Genomic DNA, 18,492 nt, shown 5'->3' on the forward strand with positions numbered 1-18,492 from the left:
TTTGAATGAGAATGATAACAATTCTCATTCTATTTCAAGATGGCGTCTTTATGCAAGTTGAAAACGAGCGTCGCAGCCGCACTGGCAGCCGCAGTGGCCAGCATGTTGGTGTACTCAGGATAGGCACGCTTCGCCTATACTGGCCGCTGGTCTGCATCTTCAGAAAGTTGATTGTGAGTTTCGTGTTTCAGCTCGTCCGTGACGACGAAGGCTTGCCACCCATGGTGGTGTTCGAAGACTCTGCCACGCCCGGCTTCGTGCCGGTGTGGGAGGCGGTCGGCGTCTACGACGCGCTCTACAACAGCGACGGCCAGCGCGCCCGTGTGGTCTCGCGCGCCATTGCCCACGGGCTTGACCGCTTGCTGGCCGATGCCACGCTGGCCGGGCTCATGCCACCCGGCCTGTCGGCTGCGGTCGCCGTGCGCTTCCTGGAAAACGTCAACCGCGCCTGCGTCACGCACGGCGCTGCCTGGATCCAGACCCGCTGATCGTTCTTGCCCTGGCGGCGATCGGCCTTACACCAGCAATGCTTCGATGTCGGCACCGATCTGCGCCGGGGCCGTCGTCGGCGCGTAGCGCCTGACGACCTGGCCATCGCGGCCGACCAAAAACTTGGTGAAATTCCATTTGATGGCTTGCGTTCGCAGCACGCCAGGTTGCTCGCCTTTCAGGTGCTGGAACAGCGGGTGCGCGCCGTCACCGTTGACGTCGACCTTGGCAAACAGCGGAAAGCTGATGCCATAGTTCGTCTTGCAGAACGCGTCGATCTGGGCCTCGGTGCCCGGTTCCTGCTTGCCGAACTGGTTGCACGGAAAGCCCAGCACTGCCAGCCCACGCCCGCCGTACTGCCGGTGCAGCGCTTCGAGCGCCCGGTATTGCGGGGTGAAGCCGCAGGCGCTGGCGGTGTTTACGATGAGCAGCACCTGGCCGCGGAAACGCTCCAGCCGGACGGGCTCGCCGTCCAGGCCGGAAGCGGTGAAATCGAAGACGTTCATGTTGCCGTTCTGGTAAGTAGCAAAACGCTCAGTGTAAGGCTTGCAGGGCAACGCGTCCGCACAAGTTGCTGTTTCTGCTGTTTCTACTGTTTCTGCTGACATTGTTTGTTACATGCGCAAAGCGGTCTCCATGCGACAATCGCGCTCGCCTCAACTGCTCATTCGCTATCCATGTCCACCACCCGTTCCAACGTAATATTCGTCGGCCCACGCCACCCCCGGATGACTTTGCTGGCCCAGCTGGTCGCCGGCACGCTGCTGGCGCCGCTGGCGGCGCTGGCCCAGCAGGCGCCGGCGCCCGCCGGCCAGCCCGTGCCGGTGGAGTCCACTGTCACCGTCACCGCCACCAAGGCCACCAATCGCATCGACCGCCAGTCGTATGACGTCAAGGCCGACCCGGCCACGTCGAACGACACGGTAGCCGATACCCTCAACAAGGTGCCGTCGGTGGCGGTGGACGGCGAAGGCAATGTCACGCTGCGCGGGCGCGGCAACGTGCAGATCCTGGTGGACGGCAAGCCGTCGGCGATGATGCAGGGCGAGAACCGCGCCGCGGCAATCAGCGCGCTGCCAGCGGGCGATCTGGAATCGGTGGAAGTGATCAACAACCCCGGCGCGCAGTTCGGCAACGAAGGCGGCGGCGGGCCGATCATCAACCTGGTGATGCGGCGCGAGCGCAGCCCCGGCGGCTTTGGCGTGGTCAATGCCAACCTCGGACCGTCCGGGCGCTATAACGCATCGAGCTTTGGCAGCTACAACGCTGGCCGCATGAGCGTTCAGGGCGGCGTGTTCCGCCGCCACGACGGGCGCGATGCCAGCGGCGAGACCCGGCGCGAACGCATCGATCCGCTCACCGGCGCGATCGCGCCCAGCACCCAGTTTTCTAACGGAGCGAACACCGTCGACGCGGCTGGCTTCCACGGCGGCATGACCTATAACCTGGGCGACAAGGATGTGGTCGGCGTCACGCTGGGTTATTCGCAGAACGACAACCATGCCGGCTCGACCGAAGCCTACCGCAGCTTGAACTCTGCCGGCGTGGTCGACAGCGACTACCTGCGCAGCAGCCAGCGCGACTCGGAGAACCGCAACTTCAGCCTGGGCACGCGCCTGGAGCACAAGGGCGACCGGCCGGGCGAAGTCTTCAAGCTCGACCTGCGCCTGTCGGGGACGGACGCGGACAGCGAGGCGCGCTACGCCAGCGCCTACACGGTGCGCCCAATTAATGCCAGCGCGGACAACAGCCGCCAGGACGCCCGCAACGACACCCGCCTGGCCGATTTCACCGGCGACTACGAGCTGCCGGGCAAGCATGGTGTCGCCAAAGTGGGCTACAAGCTGGCGCGCAGCCGCAACGTGTTCGACAACGCCTATTTCGACATCGACCCGGCTTCACAGGCCGAACGCGTGAACGGCGCGCGCACCAATCGCTTCGAATTGACCGACACCACGCTCGCGCTGTACGGCAGCTACCAGTGGCGCATCGACAGCAAATGGGGGGTGCTGGGTGGCCTGCGCGCCGAATATGCCGACCTCGACCTGAACCAGGTCACCACCGGCGAGCGCGCGACCAACCATTATTTCGATGCGATCCCGAGCGCCTTTGTCACCTACGGCCTGTCCGATGACACCACGCTGCGCCTGAGCTACGCGCACCGTATCCGCCGTCCGGGCGCAAGTGAGCTCAATCCCTTCGTCATCTACCGCGACGAGCTCAATGTTTCGTCGGGCAACCCCAACCTGAAGCCGACCGATTCCGATTCGCTGGAACTCGGTATCGAAACCAAGTTGGGCAAGGTCGACACCAATGTGCGCCTGTACGCGCGCCGCGACAGCGAGCTGATTTCGGAGCGCCGCCTCTTGCTGGCCAACGACGTGCTCCTGACCACCCGCGAGAACGCCGGCAGCAGCCGCTCGGGCGGGCTTGAATTTAACTTCAGCGGCCGCGCCACGCCGAAACTGATGGTCAACGTGAACGGCAATATCGGCTATTCCGAGCAGACCGTGTTGGGCAGCGCGCGCGACGATATGCGCAGCGCGACGACGGTCAGCGGCCGGGCGCGCCTGAGCTACCAGATGGATGCGGCCAACAGCTTCCAGCTGATGCTCAACGCCCAGGGCAAGACCCTGTTCGGCGAAGGCTATCGCGAGCCGGTGCGCACGGCCGACGTCAATTACCGCCGCGCCCTGAGCCCGGCCCTGAGCCTGGTGGTGAATATCAACGACCTGTTCGACTCGCAGAAGATGGAGACGATCACCGAGACCGACCGCCTGCGCGAATACAGCATTCGCCGTACCGGCGGGCGCATGGCCTATGTCGGCTTGTCGTACCGCTTCGGCAGCTTTGGCAGCGCCGGCGGGCAGCGCCGGCCGATGATGTTCGGTGGGCCGGGTGGCCACGGCGGCGGCCCAGGCGGTTGATGGTTGCCGGGTAGGGCGATTGGGCCTACCCGGCGCTAGCGGATGCTCGAACCAACCTGGACGGGCATCAGAAGGTTTCCCACTCGGTTTCGTTTTCCACCTTGCGCGCAGCCGCGCCGCGCGTGGCCGGGCGAGCTGGCGGCGCGTCCAGGCGCTTGGCCGGCGCGCTGCGCTTGATCGGGGCGGGGGCTGCCGCCGTGCGCGCCGGGCCATCGCTGTTGACCTTGAAGACCGACACCAGCTGCGCCAGTTTGCCGGCCTGTTCCTGCAGTGATTCGGCGGCGGCCGCCGCCTCTTCGACCAGCGAGGCATTCTGCTGGGTCACCTGGTCCATCTGGCTCACCGCCATGTTGATCTGCTCGATGCCCGACGTCTGCTCCAGGCTGGCCGAGGTGATCTCGCCCATGATGTCGGTTACCCGACGCACGCTGGCCACGATCTCGTCCATGGTGCTGCCGGCGTTGTCCACCAGCTTGGCGCCGGCGTCGACCTTCGACACCGAATCGTCGATCAAACCCTTGATTTCCTTGGCCGCCGCCGCCGAGCGCTGTGCCAGGGTACGCACTTCCGATGCCACCACGGCAAAGCCGCGTCCCTGCTCGCCGGCGCGGGCCGCTTCGACGGCCGCGTTCAGCGCCAGGATATTGGTCTGGAAGGCGATGCTGTCGATGACGCCGATGATGTCGACGATCTTCTTCGACGAATCATTGATCGAGGCCATGGTGTCGACCACTTCCGAGACCACCATGCCGCCGCGTTCGGCCACTTCAGAGGCCGAAGACGCAAGCTGGTTGGCCTGGCGCGCGTTGTCGGCGTTCTGCTTGACGGTCGAGGTCAGCTCTTCCATCGACGACGCGGTTTCTTCCAGCGAGCTGGCCTGCTCTTCGGTGCGCGAGGACAGGTCCAGGTTGCCGGTGGCGATCTGGCCAGATGCAGAAGCGATGGCATCGGTGCCCTTGCGCACGTCGCCAACGATCTGCGCCAGGCTGTCGCGCATGGTCTTCATCGCATACAGCAAGCTGGTGGTGTCGCCCTTGTGCACCGCGACGTCGACGGTCAGGTCGCCAGCGGCGATACGGCTGGCGATTTCGCCGGCATAGGCCGGTTCGCCGCCCAGCTGGCGGGTAAGGCTGCGGGTGATCAGCACGCCGATGGCAACGCCGACGGCGACACTGCCCACCACCAGCATGATCATCAGCAGGCGGCTCGATTGGTACAGGGAGGCGACGGCGGCGGCAGCATCGCCGGCATTTTGCTCCTTGACCTTGGTCAGTTCGGTCATGCGGGCGTCGGCCGCCGTGCCCGCGGCGGCGGCGCCGAACAGGTAGTCGACCGAGGCGCGGCTCTCTTGCAGCGCATCGGCCTGGGCCAGTGTTGCCGCCTGCGCGACATGCGACTCGTAGGTGCGCACTTCGACGTCCAGCAAGGCAAACAGGCGCTTGCCGCTGTCGGTGTAGAACAAGGGGCGTGCCTTGTCGAGATTGAGCTTCAGGCCGGCGCGCGCGGCATCGATGCCCGCGCTGGCGGCCTGGCGGTCCTTGTCGGTGGACGACAGCATCATGGTGCGTACGGCACGCCCAAGAGACACCAGGTTGATATTGGCTTCCTTGACATACGAAATGCCAAGCAATTCTTTTTGGTATAGCGACTCGGTACGTTCGCTGATCTGGGACATGTTGTAGATGCCAATCGCCGCCACGATGGCGCCGAGCAGGGTGACGACCAGGAAGCCTGCGATCAGGCGGGTGCCAACTTTCATTTTCTTGAACATGCTGTTTCCAATTAGATAAAGGATGGGACGGTCATGCGTTCGGCGATGCCGATATCGTGCGGGGGCAGCAGGCGTGCGATGCTAGCGAACACCCGGCGCGGGCATGCGACGTCTTTACGATATCAGTATGTCGCTTAATTTCCAAGCGGCAATGGACTTATGCGCCAGGGATACAATCGGGCAGTGGCGCAGTAGATACAAAAACGCAGTTATGGGCGCCGCGACTGCGCGAGCCGGCCGCAAATGACAGCGGGGCGGAGGCGCCATGCGCCGTCCGCCCCGCCAGATACTGTCTGCTGCATCAGACGATTCCGAGATGCTCCATGCCGGCCGAGAAATCGCGGTTCTTCGCGTGCTTGCTATTGAGCTTGATGTTCAGGCGCAGGTCGTTGACCGAATCGGCATTGCGCAGCGCGTCTTCATACGAAATCTTGTCGGCCTCGTACAGGTCGAACAGCGCCTGGTCGAAGGTCTGCATGCCCAGTTCGCGCGACTTTTTCATGATCTCCTTGATCTCGTGTACGTCGCCCTTGAAGATCAGGTCAGACACGAGCGGGGAGTTGAGCAGGATTTCGATCGCCACCACGCGGCCCTTGGCTTCCTTTTTGGGAATCAGGCGCTGCGACACCAGGCCCTTCATGTTCAGCGACAGGTCCATCAGCAGCTGCTGGCGGCGCTCTTCGGGGAAGAAGTTAATGATGCGGTCGAGCGCCTGGTTGGCGCTGTTGGCGTGCAGCGTGGCCAGGCACAGGTGGCCGGTTTCGGCAAAGGCGATCGCATGCTCCATGGTTTCGCGGTCGCGGATCTCGCCAATCTGGATCACGTCTGGCGCCTGGCGCAGGGAGTTTTTCAACGCCGCTTCGAAACTGTCGGTGTCGACGCCCACTTCGCGCTGCGTGATCACGCAGTTGCGGTGCGGGTGCACGAATTCGACCGGGTCTTCGATCGTGATGATGTGGCCGTAGCTGTTCTCGTTGCGGTAGCCGACCATCGCGGCCAGCGTGGTCGACTTGCCCGAACCGGTGGCGCCGACCAGGATCACCAGGCCGCGCTTGGCCATGATCACGTCCTTCAGTACTGGCGGCAGCTCGAGGTCTTCAAACCGCGGGATGGTGGTCGTGATCGTGCGCAGCACCATGCCTACGCTGCCCATCTGCATAAAGGCCGAGACGCGAAAGCGCCCCAGGTCGCCAGGGCTGATCGCGAAGTTGGCCTCTTTGGTGAGCTCGAAGCCGGCCGCCTGCTTGTCGTTCATGATGGCGCGCGCCAGGTCGTTGGTGTGGGTGCCGTTCAGGGGCTGGTTCGACACCGGCGTCATCTTGCCGTCGATCTTGATGGCGGGCGGAAAACCGGTCGTGATGAACAGGTCCGAGCCGCCCTTGCTGGTCATCAGGCGCAGCAGGTCGAACATGAATTTGGATGCCTGGTCGCGTTCCATGATGTGACCTTAACCGAGGAAGTTTTCTGGAATCTTGGCGGCGGTGCGGGCGGCGGCACTGGAGATCACGTTGCGTCGCACCAGGTCGGTCAGGTTCTGGTCGAGCGTCTGCATGCCGACATTGCTGCCGGTCTGGATGCTCGAATACATCTGCGCGATCTTCGCTTCGCGGATCAGGTTACGGATCGCGGGAGTGCCGATCATGATCTCGTGCGCAGCCACGCGCCCCAGGCCGTCCTTGGTCTTGAGCAGGGTCTGCGAAATCACGGCCTGCAGCGACTCCGACAGCATCGCGCGCACCATCTCTTTTTCCTCGCCGGGGAATACGTCGACGATACGGTCGATGGTCTTGGCGGCCGACGAGGTGTGCAGGGTGCCGAACACCAGGTGGCCGGTTTCCGCCGCCGACAGCGCCAGGCGAATGGTTTCCAGGTCGCGCAGCTCGCCCACCAGGATCGCGTCCGGGTCTTCGCGCAGCGCCGAGCGCAGCGCGTTGCTGAACGATAGCGTGTGGGGGCCTACTTCGCGCTGGTTGATCAGGCATTTCTTGGAATCGTGGACGAATTCGATCGGGTCCTCGATGGTCAGGATGTGGCCGTACTCGTTTTCGTTCAGGTGGTTGACCATCGCCGCCAGCGTGGTCGACTTGCCCGAACCGGTCGGGCCGGTCACCAGCACCAGGCCGCGCGGGCGCATGGCCAGTTCGCCGAAGATCTTCGGCGCATTGAGCTCTTCGAGCGACAGGATCTTCGAGGGAATGGTGCGCAGCACCGCGGACGCGCCGCGCTCCTGGTTGAATGCGTTGACGCGAAAGCGCGCCAGGCCGGGAATGGCGAACGAGAAGTCGCATTCCAGAATCTCTTCGTACTGCTTGCGCTGGCCGTCGTTCATGATGTCATAGATCATGCCGTGCACGTCCTTGTGCTCGAGCGGCGGCAGGTTGATGCGGCGCACGTCGCCATGCACGCGGATCATCGGCGGCAGGCCGGCCGAGAGGTGCAGGTCCGAGGCCTTGTTCTTCACGGAGAACGCGAGCAGTTCTGAAATGTCCATCTATAATCCTTTTGCTATGAGTGGTGTCCGGCGAACTGCCTCGTCTCGACTCAAAATATTTCCTATAGAAAATCATTATGTCCACAATCGCCGCCAACTTGCAAGCTGTCGAAGCGACAATCCATGCCGCCTGCGCCCTGGCCGGCAGGCGCTCATCCGAGGTCTTGTTGCTGGCCGTATCGAAGACCTTCCCTGCGCAGGCGGTGGTCGAGGCAGCGGCGGCGGGACAGCGCGCCTTCGGTGAAAACTACCTGCAAGAAGCGCTCGACAAGATGCAGGAAGTGGCGCGCCTGCAACCGGATGTGCCGGTAGACTGGCATTTCATCGGCCCGATCCAGAGCAACAAGACACGCCCGATCGCCGCCAGTTTCCAGTGGGTGCACACGGTGGAGCGCCTGAAGATCGCGCAGCGCCTGTCCGAACAGCGCCCGCCCGAGCTCGGGCCGCTCGATATCTGCCTGCAGGTCAATATCAGCGGCGAAGCGAGCAAGAGCGGCGCAAGCCAGGCCGAGTTGCCGCAACTGGCGCGCCAGGTGGCGCAGCTGCCGAACTTGCGCCTGCGCGGCCTGATGGCGATCCCCGAAGCCAGCACCGACGAAGCCCGGCAGCGCGCGGCGTTCGCGCGTTTGCGGGCACTGTTCGACGCGCTGCGCGCCGATGGCCTGCCGCTCGATACGCTATCGATGGGGATGTCGGGTGACCTGCGCGCCGCAGTGCTCGAGGGCGCGACCATCGTGCGGGTCGGCAGCGCCATCTTCGGCGCGCGCCACTACGAGTAACTCCAACCAAGGAATCGAATGAAGATTGCATTTATCGGCGGCGGCAACATGGCCACGGCCCTGGTCGCGGGCCTGTCCGGCCAGCACGCCGGCGCCGGCAGCGTGCATGTGGTCGACCCGAACCTTGAAGCGCGCGCGCGCCTGGCCAGCCAGTATGGCGTCAGCACGGGCGAGTGCGTCGACCTGCAGGTGGCCGGCTGCGACGTCGTCGTGCTGGCGGTAAAACCCCAGCAGATGCGCGAGGTCGCCGCGGCGCTCAAGCCGCAGTTGGGCGACCAGATGCTGGTACTGTCGATCGCCGCGGGAATCCGGATTGCCGATCTGTCGCGCTGGCTGGGGGGCTATACCCGCATCGTGCGCGCGATGCCGAACACGCCGGCGCTGATCGGCATGGGCATCACCGGCATGGTGGCGATGCCCTCGGTCGATGCGGCGCAGCGCCAGGCCGCCGACGACGTGATGCGCGCGGTAGGCCAGACCGTCTGGCTCGAACGCGAAGAGCTGATCGACCCGGTGACGGCGGTCTCGGGCAGTGGTCCGGCCTATGTCTTTTATTTTCTGGAAGCGATGCAGCAGGCTGCCATCGAGATGGGCCTGGATGCGCAGCAGGGGAAAGAACTGGCGCTGGCCACCTTTACCGGTGCGGCGCAGCTGGCGGCGCAATCAAGCGACCCGGTAGAGTTGCTGCGCCAGCGCGTCACGTCGGCCGGTGGCACCACGCATGCAGCCATCGTGAGCATGGAAGCATCGGGGGTGAAGGCAGCCATCGTCAAGGCCATGAAGGCGGCCAGCGCGCGCGGGCGCGAGCTCGGCGACGAGCTCGGAAAGGATTAAGAAAGTTCCAAGCGCCAGGCGCTGCGGCCAAGACCGCATCGCCTGGCTGTTCAGCGGCTTACTTGCGGCCGATGGTTGCCTGTTTCACTGCCGCCTGGGAGCCGTCGTCCACGGCGCGCACTTCCACCGTCCACGGGGCCTTGCCCGACAGCGTCAAGGCTTTCGAGAACACCAGCGTATCGCCCTGCTGCACGAATGCTGATTTGCCGAAGGTATGCAAGACCTTGCCGTCGCTGGTCACCACCTTGACCTGCGCCACGGCCACGCTGGCCACGCCATTGGCGTCCTTGACCTTCGCGTCGACGGTGACCGGCTGGCCGCCACTGACCCTGGTGCTGCCCAGGGTCAGCTCGGCGGTCGGCGGCACATTGTCCGGCACCGTTACCTCGTACTTGCCGGTGTAGTCGGTGGACACCAGATTGACGCGCCCGTCGACCCGCACATGCCACTCGCCGGCCGCCGGAAACTTGACATCGACCGAGCGGTATTTCTGCACCGTGGTCAGGCCGGCCGACTGGGCGGCGAAGCCGACACCGGTGGCCGGATCGACGCCTGGCGGGTAGAGGCTGATGTAGAGGTTATTGCCTTCGAGCGCCCAGGAGGCGTCGGCGAACAGCTTCATGGCGCCCGGTTCCACGGTGACCTTGTGCAGGCCATACCCGGTATTGGTCTGGAACGAATTCAGCGCGGCGGCGCCCGAGTAGCTACCGCCGGAAACGCGCACCGGACCCGGATTGAACTTCACCAGGTCGTCCGACGTGACCGCCAGCGGAATGTTGCCGGCCTTGACGGCGTCGACTGCCTTGCGCGTGTCCACGAAGCCGGCACCGGCATCATGGGTGTCAAAGCCATCCATGACCTGCTTGTTGGCGGTGACCTCGAGCAGGCGGATGACGTCCAGCGGCGCCAGGCGCGGCCCGCCCTTGACGTCCTGGGCCTGGTGCACCAGCGCCGCGATGCCGCTCACATGCGGGGTGGCCATCGAGGTGCCGGAGGCGGCGCCATAGTTGGTGCCCGATGCCGTCATCGGATGCACCGGATTCTGCGCCGAGACAATGTTCTCGCCTGGCGCCACGATCGACGGGCGATCGATGCCAAGCGGCTTGGCAGCGTGGTCCCAGGCGGCCTGCTCTTCGGCGCTGGCGGCCAGGAACAGCTTCAGGTTGGCCAGGGCCAGTTCGCGGTCATGGTTGCCCTCGGGCCGTCCACGTGACGAGAAACCGGTCATGCCAAAGGCCTTGTTGGTGGCACCGATGCCCAGGCCATACGGGGCATTCGAGTACGGGTTCATGGTGTTCGGGCTGGCGCCATCGTTGCCGGCGGCGAAGATCGACAGGATGCCGGCCTCGAAGGCCAGGCGCGATGCCACGTTGGTCGAGCGGTTCGGATTGAACGCTTCGTAGGTCGAGCTGCCCCAGGAGTTGCTCAGCACGCGAATGTCGGCGATGCCGTCGCGCTTGCTGACGATGACGTGGTCATAGGCTTCCAGCGTGAACGGCAGGTTGATGCCGGCGCTGGCGCCATAGCTGATGATGTCGGCCTTGGGTGCCATGCCGCGCAGGTTGCCGTCCGAATCGACGCCGGTGCCGGCGATGGTGCCGATACAGTGGGTGCCGTGGCCGTATTCGTCGGTGTTCCAGTTGGTGCCGAGGCCGTCGATGTTGCGCTCGACTATCGAGGTCTCGACGTCGATGCCGTTCGGCGTGAGCGACACATAGACCTGGCTCGGATCGGTGCCGAGCGCGCCCGCCACCTCGTAGTTCTTCCTCACGTTGCCCAGGTCCGGGTGCAGGCCGTCGGCGCCGGTGTCGATGATGGCAACGGTCACGCCCGAGCCGTCCAGGCCGAGCACGCGCTGCACTTCCTCGGCGCCGGTCATGACGCGGCCTTCGGCGTTGAACAGGCGCTGCGAGCGGCTCGGCTCGATAAAGCGGGTCTCGGCCCAGCCGGCTACCTGGCCGATCTCGGCCTTGGTGAGCAGCACGCGCGCCATCGGCAACACCTTGTAGGTCTTGACCTTACGTCCCAGCACCGAGAGCCGCGCCGCGCTCTCCTTCTTGTCGAAGACGACGATGACGTCGTAGTAGACGTTGGCCAGCTGCTGGTTCAGCTCCTGGGCAAACTGGCTGTCGATCCTGGCCGAGGCGAGGGTGCCGCTAACGACTGGCACCAGGCCAGTGGTAGAGGCGGTGGCCTGGCCATGGGCGCCGAGCGCCATGACGAGTGCTGCAACGAGGGAAAAACGACGACGGGATGATCTCACTATGATGCTCCTCTTGGGATGTTGTTGTCTCCGGGATGCTTCAATTCGAACACGGCATTTCCATGCTGCCGCCTGCCAAGTATTACTTTTGGCATGTCGCGAGGTCAAACGTGCATACATACTGCAGAGAAATATTTTTACAAATGGTAAAAATTGTTGTATTTGCACAAATGCTCTATCGTGTGCGCGAATTGATGTGTTATGGGGGGCGCTAGGGAGGGGAGGGGTGCAGCAGGGAGGGGAGCGCCCCATCGCAGATGAGGCGGGTGCTTCAATGAACTTCGAAGCCTTTCCAGCGCAGTACCGGTAGCAGGCGCCGGGCGAGCTGGTAGGCCGACATGGCGCCGGTGGCGATGCCGACCGCCCATTTCGGCCTGAAGATGAACAAGCCGGCTGCTACGCCGGCGGCTACCAGTGCAGTCTTGCGGTGCTCGACCATGACGGCCGGGATGGTGCCCAGTGCCGCCGGCGAGGCAAGCGAAGCGTATCCATAAGCGACCTGCGCGCGCTGGTCGGCACAGCGTTCCACCAGCGCGGCGCGGCGCGCGGCCAGCGTGTCGGTCTTAGAGTTCATGGATGGATTCCCCCTTGAGGGCGCCGGCATCCTTGCGCAGTTCGGCCAGCGTGGCGCCCAGCATCGGCGGGCGCGCTTTGAGCCCCGCGCGCACGCGGCTCACGGCCCATGCGCTGCCCAGTACAAACAGCACGGTCATGCCACCGACTGCCAGCAGGCGGTGGCTGTCCCAGAACAGCACCAGTACGAACAGCACCGCGAGCAGCAAGCCGACAAAGGCCAGCACGGCCGCTGCCAGCGCCCAGGCCAGGTAACCCAGCAGGCGTGCGGTCTCTTCCTGCAACTCGATGGCCGCCAGTTCGAGCCGCGTACGCAGCAGGTCCAGCGTGCTGGCGCCCAGTGTCTTGATGTCCGCAATGATGCTCATATGCGCCGTCCCGGGATTAGCGGCGTGCGATCAGCATGCCGATGACCACGCCGACCGCAGCGCCCAGGCCCACCGACTTCCATGGATGCTCGTGCACATATTCATCGGTGACCTTGGCCGCCTCTTTGGTCTTTTCGACAACCGTCTGCTGGTATTCGCCCAGGCTGTCCTTGGCGCCAGCCAGGGTCTGCTCGAACTTGGCCTTGGCTGCCTTGAGCTCGTCGCCGGTCAGGTGGCCGCTATTGCGCAGCCAGACTTCGGCATCATGGATCACGGTTTTCAGGTCGGACATCAGCTGGTCGCGGGTGCCGGTTTGGGTAGGGATCTTTTCCATCATGATAGGGAGCCTCGTCAGTGAGAATGCGGTTAATTGGATGCCTTTTGTGCAATATTACCTGAATGTATAGTCGAGTGCGACACCTGCGAACAGTGCGGCCCCCAGCCAGTTGTTATGGCGGAAGGCCTTGAAGCAGTCCATGCGCTCGCGCCCACGGATCAGGGTGTAGTGATACAGCGCGATGGCGGCCGCTACCACGACCCCGGCCACGAACCACCAGCGCAGCCCCAGCACCCAGCCGCATACCAGGTCGATCGCCAGCGCCGCGCCGTAGCAGAGCATGACGGCGGCCACGTCAAAGCGGCCAAAGGTGATGGCCGAGGTGCGGATGCCGATCCTGAGGTCGTCGTCGCGGTCGACCATTGCGTATTCGGTGTCGTAGGCCACCGCCCAGAACACGTTGGCCAGCAGCAGCCACCAAGCCACCGCCGGCACCGCGTTTTGCACGGCGGCGAAGGCCATCGGGATGCCGAAGCCGAAGGCAATGCCGAGGTAGGCCTGCGGGATCGCGAAGAAGCGCTTGAAATAGGGATAGGTGCCGGCCACGACCAGCGCCGCCACCGAGAGCTGCTTGGTGAGCGCATTGAGCGGCAAGATCAAGACGAAGGCGACCAGCGCCAGCAGCGCCGCCACCGTGAGCGCTTCCCAGCCACGGATCTTGCCGCTGGTGAGCGGACGGTCATGGGTGCGCTTGACGTGCTTGTCGAATTCGCGGTCGGCGTAGTCGTTGATGGCGCAGCCGCTCGATCGCATCAAGGCGGTGCCGAGCACGAAGATGGCCAGTACCTGCAGGTCGGGCACGCCGCCGGAGGCCATCCACAACGCCCACAGGGTCGGCCACAGCAGCAGCAGGATGCCGATCGGCTTGTCGGCCCGGATCAGGCGGAAATAGAGCGCCAGCTTGTTCATCGCAGTCATCGGTACACGCGTCTTGGCAGGCAAGAACTGTTGAGCAGAAGTCAGCGATTCTATAACTTTTGGGCTGGAGCAGCGACCAGCCTGGCGCCAGGACGGCCGCGGGCTTGCCGTACAATCGTCACCCCGCCAACCTTTTCCACTATTCATCATGCACATCTGGGTCGATGCCGACGCCTGTCCGGGCGTTATCAAGGACATCCTGTTCCGCGTTGCCGAGCGCACGCAGCTGAATCTCACCTTGGTGGCCAATCAGCTGATCCGGGTGCCGGGTTCGCGCTTCATCCGCGCGCTGCAGGTGCCGAGCGGGGCCGATGTGGCCGATGCCGAGATCGTCGAGCGGGTCAGCGCCGGCGACATCGTCGTCACCGGCGACATTCCGCTGGCGGCACTGGTGCTGGAAAAAGGCGGGCTGCCGCTCAATCCGCGCGGCGAGTGGTATACCAAGGACACCATCGCCCAGCAGCTGACCATGCGCGCCTTTATGGAAGAACTGCGCGGCAGCGGCGTCGATACCGGTGGCCCGGCCGCCTTCAGCCAGGCCGATAGCCGCAATTTCGCCAATGCGCTCGACCGGCAGCTGGCGCGTTCGCGCGCCCAGCCACCCAAGCCCTAAGCCTGAACCTGCGCAGGGGACTCAGGCAGCCGCTTCGAGCTTCACCATGTCCACGCCCGGCAGCTTGCACTCGGCCACCGCGCGCGCGACCGCCTCGATTGCCGCGCGCCGGGTAAAGCTCTTGCGCCAGATGAGCACGACGCGGCGCGACGGCGCCGGATGGGCCAGGGGAACATAGGCCAGCAGGCCGTGGGGATCGTGCATGTCGGCTACCGAGGCCCGCGGCAGCACGGTCAGGCCGATGCCGCTGGCCACCATGTGGCGGATGGTCTCGAGCGACGAGCCTTCGAAGGTACGCTGCATGCCATGGTCCATCGCCGGCGACGAATAACGCGCCATTTCCGGGCACACTTCCAGTACCTGGTCGCGGAAGCAATGCCCCGCGCCCAGCAGCAGCATGGTTTCCAGCTTCAGGTCGTCAGCCGGAATTTCCTGGCGCCCGGCCCAGGGATGGGTGCGCGGCATGGCCACCACGAAGGGTTCGTCGTACAGGGTCTGCATCGACATGCCGTGCTCGGGCAGGGGCAGTGCGACGATGGCGGCGTCGAGTTCGCCCTGGCGCAGCATTTCGAGCAGCTTGTGAGTGAAATTTTCTTGCAGTACCAGCGGCATCTGCGGCACCTTGTCGATCAGCTTGCGCACCAGCGGCGGCAGCAGATAGGGGCCGATGGTGTAAATCACGCCCAGGCGCAGCGGGCCGGCCAGCGGGTCCTTGTTCTGTTTTGCCAGTTCCTTGATGGCCGCGGTCTGCTCGAGCACGCGTTCGGCCTGGGCCACGATCTGCGCGCCCAGTGGCGTGACCGATACTTCTGAGCCGCCGCGCTCGAACAGCGTCACGCCAAGCTCGTCTTCGAGTTTCTTGATGGCGACGGAGAGGGTCGGCTGGGCCACGAAGCAGGCTTCGGCGGCATGGCCGAAGTGCCGGGCGCGCGCCACGGCCACGATATATTTCAGCTCGGTCAGTGTCATAGGTGTTCGGTCCCAGGATTATGCGGCTGTATTGACGGCAATCCTGACGCAATGTTGGCGTATATTCAGCCAGATTTCAACAAAATTGCATCATTAGCGAGAATCTTCGCCGTCGAATCATAGACTATATAATTGCCGGGCAGGATTTCACCCTGCGCTCTTGAGAGGCGTTCATGTCTTCGACCTTCGGCCCGGCGGAAGCCCAGGCCTATATCCACAAGCTGCTGACCGTGATGCACCACCAGGGTGGGTCCGACCTGTTCATCTCCAGCGATTTTCCACCCAGCATGAAGTACCAGGGCGCGATGAAGCCGCTGAGCCAGCAGCGCCTGTCCGGCGAAGTGACGCGGGCGCTGGCCCTGTCGCTGATGAACGAGCGCCAGCGCGCAGAATTCGAAGCCGAGATGGAATGCAATTTCGCGATCTCGCTGCCCGGGGTATGCCGCTTTCGCGTGAACGTCTTCGTGCAGCAGCAAAGCGTGGGCATGGTGGTGCGCACGATCGCCTCCGAAATCCCGAATTTCGAAAAACTCGACCTGCCCGAGGTGCTCAAAGAGGTTGTCATGACCAAGCGCGGCCTGGTGCTGGTGGTGGGCGGCACCGGGTCCGGCAAGTCGACCACGCTGGCGGCGATGATCGACTACCGCAACAGCCACTCGGCCGGCCATATCATCACGGTCGAAGACCCGGTGGAATACGTCCACAAGAACAAGAATTGCCTGATCACCCACCGCGAGGTCGGCGTCGACACCCATTCATGGCACAACGCCCTGAAGAACACGCTGCGCCAGGCGCCCGACGTGATCCTGATCGGCGAGATCCGCGACACCGAAACCATGGAGCACGCGATCGCCTTTGCCGAGACCGGCCACCTGTGCCTGGGTACCCTGCACGCGAACAATGCCAACCAGACGCTCGACCGCATCATCAACTTCTTTCCGGAAGAGCGGCGCAACCAGCTGCTGATGGATTTGTCGTCGAACCTGCGCGCGGTGGTCTCGCAACGCCTGGTGCGCACCGAGGACGGCAAGGGCCGCAAGGCCGCCATCGAGATCTTGCTCAACACCCCGACGATCGCCGAGATGATCCTGAAAGGGAACTTCCAGAACATCAAGGACATCATGCACAAGTCGCGCGAACTGGGCATGGTCACCTTCGATGGCGCGCTCTATGAGTTGTACAACAAGGGCCTGATCGGCTACGACGAGGCGATCCGCAACGCCGATTCGGCCAACGGCCTGCGCCTGCAGATCAAGCTCTCGGGCCAGCGCAAGGGGCCCGATGGCGGCGCCGGCCAGTCTACCGAACTGTCGATGGCCGCCGACGAAGAACCCGACGACACACCAACTACCTGATCATTCATGCCTACTTTTGAAACCAAGATCTGCACCCGCGCCGAACTGGCCGGGCGCATCGCCGCATTGCCCAAGCCGGTGGTGCTGACCAACGGCGTATTCGACATTTTGCACCGCGGCCATGTGACCTACCTGGCGCAGGCGCGCGAACTGGGGGCGTCGCTGGTGGTGGCCGCCAATACCGATGCCTCGGTCAAGCGGCTGGGCAAGGGCGACGACCGCCCGCACAATAGCCTGGCCGACCGCATGGCGGTGCTGGCCGCGCTGGAGTCGGTGAGCCTGGTGGTGGAGTTCGACGAGGACACCGCGCTCGAAGTGGTGCAAGAGGCCAGGCCCGGGATCTACGCCAAGGGCGGCGACTACGACATGACCGCCATTCCCGAAGGGCAGGCGGTGCTGGCCTATGGCGGGCGGGCGGTAGCGATCGATTTCGAGCACGACCGCTCGACCACCAGGCTGGTGGCCAAGATCAGGGGATGAAACACAGGCCCGCCGGTTGAAGAACTGGCGGGCCCCGTTTGTTGCGAGCGCGTGCAGGCTCGCTCAAGCCTTGGCGTTACGGCGGCGGCGCAGCGCCGTCATGCCAATCATGCCCAGGCCGAGCAGTGCAATGCTGCCGGGTTCGGGAATCTGGTTGCTGCCTCCACCGCCTTCATCTTGCGCCACCGTAAAGAAGCTATCGGGAGAGCCCTGCGCGTTTGCCACCGATGCCGCCAGCCCGAAGCGGTTGGTCGCGGCGAAGAAGTTGCCGGCGCTAATGGCGTTGAGGCTGGTCTGGTCGAACACGAAGACAATGCCCGAATTGCCGTTGCCGACCTGGGTTGCCGAATAGTTGATCGGACCTGCCAGGCCTGTGGAGTACAGGATAGCGCCAGTAGCAGAATAAATGGTCAGGTTCAGCGAGTTGAGCGTGATGCCGTTGGTAGCGGCGTTGCCCGGTTCATTGGGATTGAAGATCAGCCTCAGGTCGGCTGCGCTGGCGAAATTCAACTGCCCGAAGGAGTAAGTTGCATTCTTGCTGACGCCGGGCGAGACGTTGCCTGCAACGACATCTTGAGTGCCTGTCCAGGTCACGCTGCCGGTGGCGGTCGTGTTGTTTCCGTTCGGCTTGAGCGACAGGAGGGAGCTGACGTTACCGTAGCCTGTTCCACTCAAATCGACCACGTCGTTCGGAGCGAGCGGGTTGATCAGGCCTGCGTGACCGGTGGCGGTAATGCCCAGCAATACTGTTGCAGCGATTAACTGCTTGATTTTACTTTGATTCATCATTATTCCTTTCAGGAATTCATTGCCTGGTTTTAATAGAATCGCATTTCCATTGATACAGATGATGCCAAGAGCATTAAATCGTTGATTATTATCAATACGCTCGTTGGTGTATTTTCAGTTAATGCATATTCCATACCATCAAAACTAAAAGTATATAAATCAGGTGGTTACGGGCAAGCGTGTAGAGCGTCAAGAAGGGTTTGTAAAAATTGTCGACAACATTGATGCGAATCTAGTTGGTAGCTAGAAATGAATATTTACAATAAGTTTTGATGGTCTAAGATTGTGCTTTATTTATTCGTTGGCAAGAGTATTGTTCAAAATCATATCAGATGATGATTTATCGTGAAAAAACGACACCCAGGATAATACAAGTTGCCTTCAAGAATTAATGCGATTAAGATTTACTGCAGTAACTGAAAAGGGCAAACCGCGCGAAAGTGCGGGACGCAAAGTCACGGTCTACCGGGCGCCAACGCCCCATGACGGCAGGACTGCCAGTGCAAGAACGTTCCCGACTTACGGCCCTGCGGTCC

The 18,492-nt window shown here is 63.3% G+C and carries 18 protein-coding genes and 1 riboswitch; of the genes, 7 read left to right on the forward strand and 11 right to left on the reverse strand.

Features of this window, described 5'->3' with window-relative positions:
- The first annotated feature begins 182 nt into the window (after positions 1-182).
- Positions 183-488 carry a hypothetical protein gene (locus tag NRS07_RS04880; protein WP_259211540.1) on the forward strand — a complete coding sequence of 102 codons (306 nt, stop codon included), beginning with the start codon at positions 183-185 and terminating at the stop codon, positions 486-488.
- Positions 489-515: 27 nt separating this feature from the next.
- Here the strand turns inward: NRS07_RS04880 and NRS07_RS04885 are convergent, their stop codons facing one another.
- A complete protein-coding gene (locus NRS07_RS04885; RefSeq protein WP_259211542.1) occupies positions 516-995 on the reverse strand; it encodes a glutathione peroxidase in 480 nt (159 codons plus the stop codon).
- Positions 996-1,166: 171 nt separating this feature from the next.
- Here NRS07_RS04885 and NRS07_RS04890 point away from each other — a divergent pair, with 171 nt between their 5' ends.
- Positions 1,167-3,416, forward strand: a complete 2,250-nt coding sequence (locus NRS07_RS04890; protein WP_259211543.1) for a TonB-dependent receptor domain-containing protein — start codon at positions 1,167-1,169, stop codon at positions 3,414-3,416.
- A 67-nt stretch (positions 3,417-3,483) separates the two neighbouring features.
- On the opposite strand, the gene NRS07_RS04895 is transcribed toward NRS07_RS04890, so the two are convergent.
- From NRS07_RS04895 to NRS07_RS04905, 3 genes are all read right to left on the reverse strand, one after another.
- Positions 3,484-5,187, reverse strand: a complete 1,704-nt coding sequence (locus NRS07_RS04895; protein ID WP_259211544.1) for a methyl-accepting chemotaxis protein — start codon at positions 5,185-5,187, stop codon at positions 3,484-3,486.
- Between the two features lie 301 nt (positions 5,188-5,488).
- A complete protein-coding gene (locus NRS07_RS04900; RefSeq protein ID WP_259211545.1) occupies positions 5,489-6,625 on the reverse strand; it encodes a PilT/PilU family type 4a pilus ATPase in 1,137 nt (378 codons plus the stop codon).
- Between the two features lie 9 nt (positions 6,626-6,634).
- On the reverse strand, positions 6,635-7,678 hold the full coding sequence (locus NRS07_RS04905) for a type IV pilus twitching motility protein PilT (protein WP_259211546.1): 1,044 nt from the start codon (positions 7,676-7,678) through the stop codon (positions 6,635-6,637).
- Between the two features lie 77 nt (positions 7,679-7,755).
- Here NRS07_RS04905 and NRS07_RS04910 point away from each other — a divergent pair, with 77 nt between their 5' ends.
- Positions 7,756-8,457, forward strand: coding sequence for a YggS family pyridoxal phosphate-dependent enzyme (locus NRS07_RS04910; protein WP_259211547.1), 702 nt, complete (start codon positions 7,756-7,758; stop codon positions 8,455-8,457).
- A gap of 18 nt (positions 8,458-8,475) precedes the next feature.
- Positions 8,476-9,291, forward strand: a complete 816-nt coding sequence (gene proC / locus NRS07_RS04915; RefSeq protein WP_259211548.1) for a pyrroline-5-carboxylate reductase — start codon at positions 8,476-8,478, stop codon at positions 9,289-9,291.
- A gap of 58 nt (positions 9,292-9,349) precedes the next feature.
- Here proC and NRS07_RS04920 read toward each other — a convergent pair whose 3' ends face one another.
- From NRS07_RS04920 to ubiA, 5 genes are all read right to left on the reverse strand, one after another.
- Entirely contained in the window at positions 9,350-11,554 is a 2,205-nt protein-coding gene (locus tag NRS07_RS04920; protein ID WP_307729919.1) for a S8 family serine peptidase, read from the reverse strand.
- A gap of 271 nt (positions 11,555-11,825) precedes the next feature.
- Complete coding sequence (locus tag NRS07_RS04925; RefSeq protein WP_259211549.1) at positions 11,826-12,128, reverse strand: hypothetical protein; 303 nt, start codon at positions 12,126-12,128, stop codon at positions 11,826-11,828.
- On the reverse strand, positions 12,118-12,495 hold the full coding sequence (locus tag NRS07_RS04930) for a phage holin family protein (RefSeq protein ID WP_259211550.1): 378 nt from the start codon (positions 12,493-12,495) through the stop codon (positions 12,118-12,120). Before NRS07_RS04930 ends, NRS07_RS04925 begins: the two co-directional genes overlap by 11 nt.
- 16 nt (positions 12,496-12,511) lie before the next feature.
- Positions 12,512-12,832 carry a YqjD family protein gene (locus NRS07_RS04935; RefSeq protein ID WP_259211551.1) on the reverse strand — a complete coding sequence of 107 codons (321 nt, stop codon included), beginning with the start codon at positions 12,830-12,832 and terminating at the stop codon, positions 12,512-12,514.
- Between the two features lie 54 nt (positions 12,833-12,886).
- Positions 12,887-13,741: a 4-hydroxybenzoate octaprenyltransferase gene (ubiA, locus tag NRS07_RS04940; protein WP_259213009.1), complete on the reverse strand. Its 855-nt coding sequence runs from the start codon at positions 13,739-13,741 to the stop codon at positions 12,887-12,889.
- A 157-nt stretch (positions 13,742-13,898) separates the two neighbouring features.
- Between ubiA and NRS07_RS04945 the strand changes: the two genes are divergently transcribed.
- Positions 13,899-14,363, forward strand: a complete 465-nt coding sequence (locus tag NRS07_RS04945; protein ID WP_259211552.1) for a YaiI/YqxD family protein — start codon at positions 13,899-13,901, stop codon at positions 14,361-14,363.
- Between the two features lie 21 nt (positions 14,364-14,384).
- Here NRS07_RS04945 and NRS07_RS04950 read toward each other — a convergent pair whose 3' ends face one another.
- A complete protein-coding gene (locus NRS07_RS04950; protein ID WP_259211553.1) occupies positions 14,385-15,332 on the reverse strand; it encodes a hydrogen peroxide-inducible genes activator in 948 nt (315 codons plus the stop codon).
- Positions 15,333-15,505: 173 nt separating this feature from the next.
- Here NRS07_RS04950 and NRS07_RS04955 point away from each other — a divergent pair, with 173 nt between their 5' ends.
- Positions 15,506-16,687, forward strand: a complete 1,182-nt coding sequence (locus NRS07_RS04955; protein WP_259211555.1) for a PilT/PilU family type 4a pilus ATPase — start codon at positions 15,506-15,508, stop codon at positions 16,685-16,687.
- A gap of 6 nt (positions 16,688-16,693) precedes the next feature.
- Entirely contained in the window at positions 16,694-17,167 is a 474-nt protein-coding gene (locus NRS07_RS04960; RefSeq protein WP_259211556.1) for an adenylyltransferase/cytidyltransferase family protein, read from the forward strand.
- 63 nt (positions 17,168-17,230) lie between these two features.
- On the opposite strand, the gene NRS07_RS04965 is transcribed toward NRS07_RS04960, so the two are convergent.
- Positions 17,231-17,953: a PEP-CTERM sorting domain-containing protein gene (locus NRS07_RS04965; protein WP_259211557.1), complete on the reverse strand. Its 723-nt coding sequence runs from the start codon at positions 17,951-17,953 to the stop codon at positions 17,231-17,233.
- Positions 17,954-18,370: 417 nt separating this feature from the next.
- A riboswitch (cyclic di-GMP riboswitch) is annotated at positions 18,371-18,458 on the forward strand.
- The last annotated feature ends 34 nt before the right edge of the window (positions 18,459-18,492 follow it).

It is taken from the genome of Massilia sp. H6, assembly GCF_024802625.1.
GTDB lineage: Bacteria > Pseudomonadota > Gammaproteobacteria > Burkholderiales > Burkholderiaceae_D > Telluria.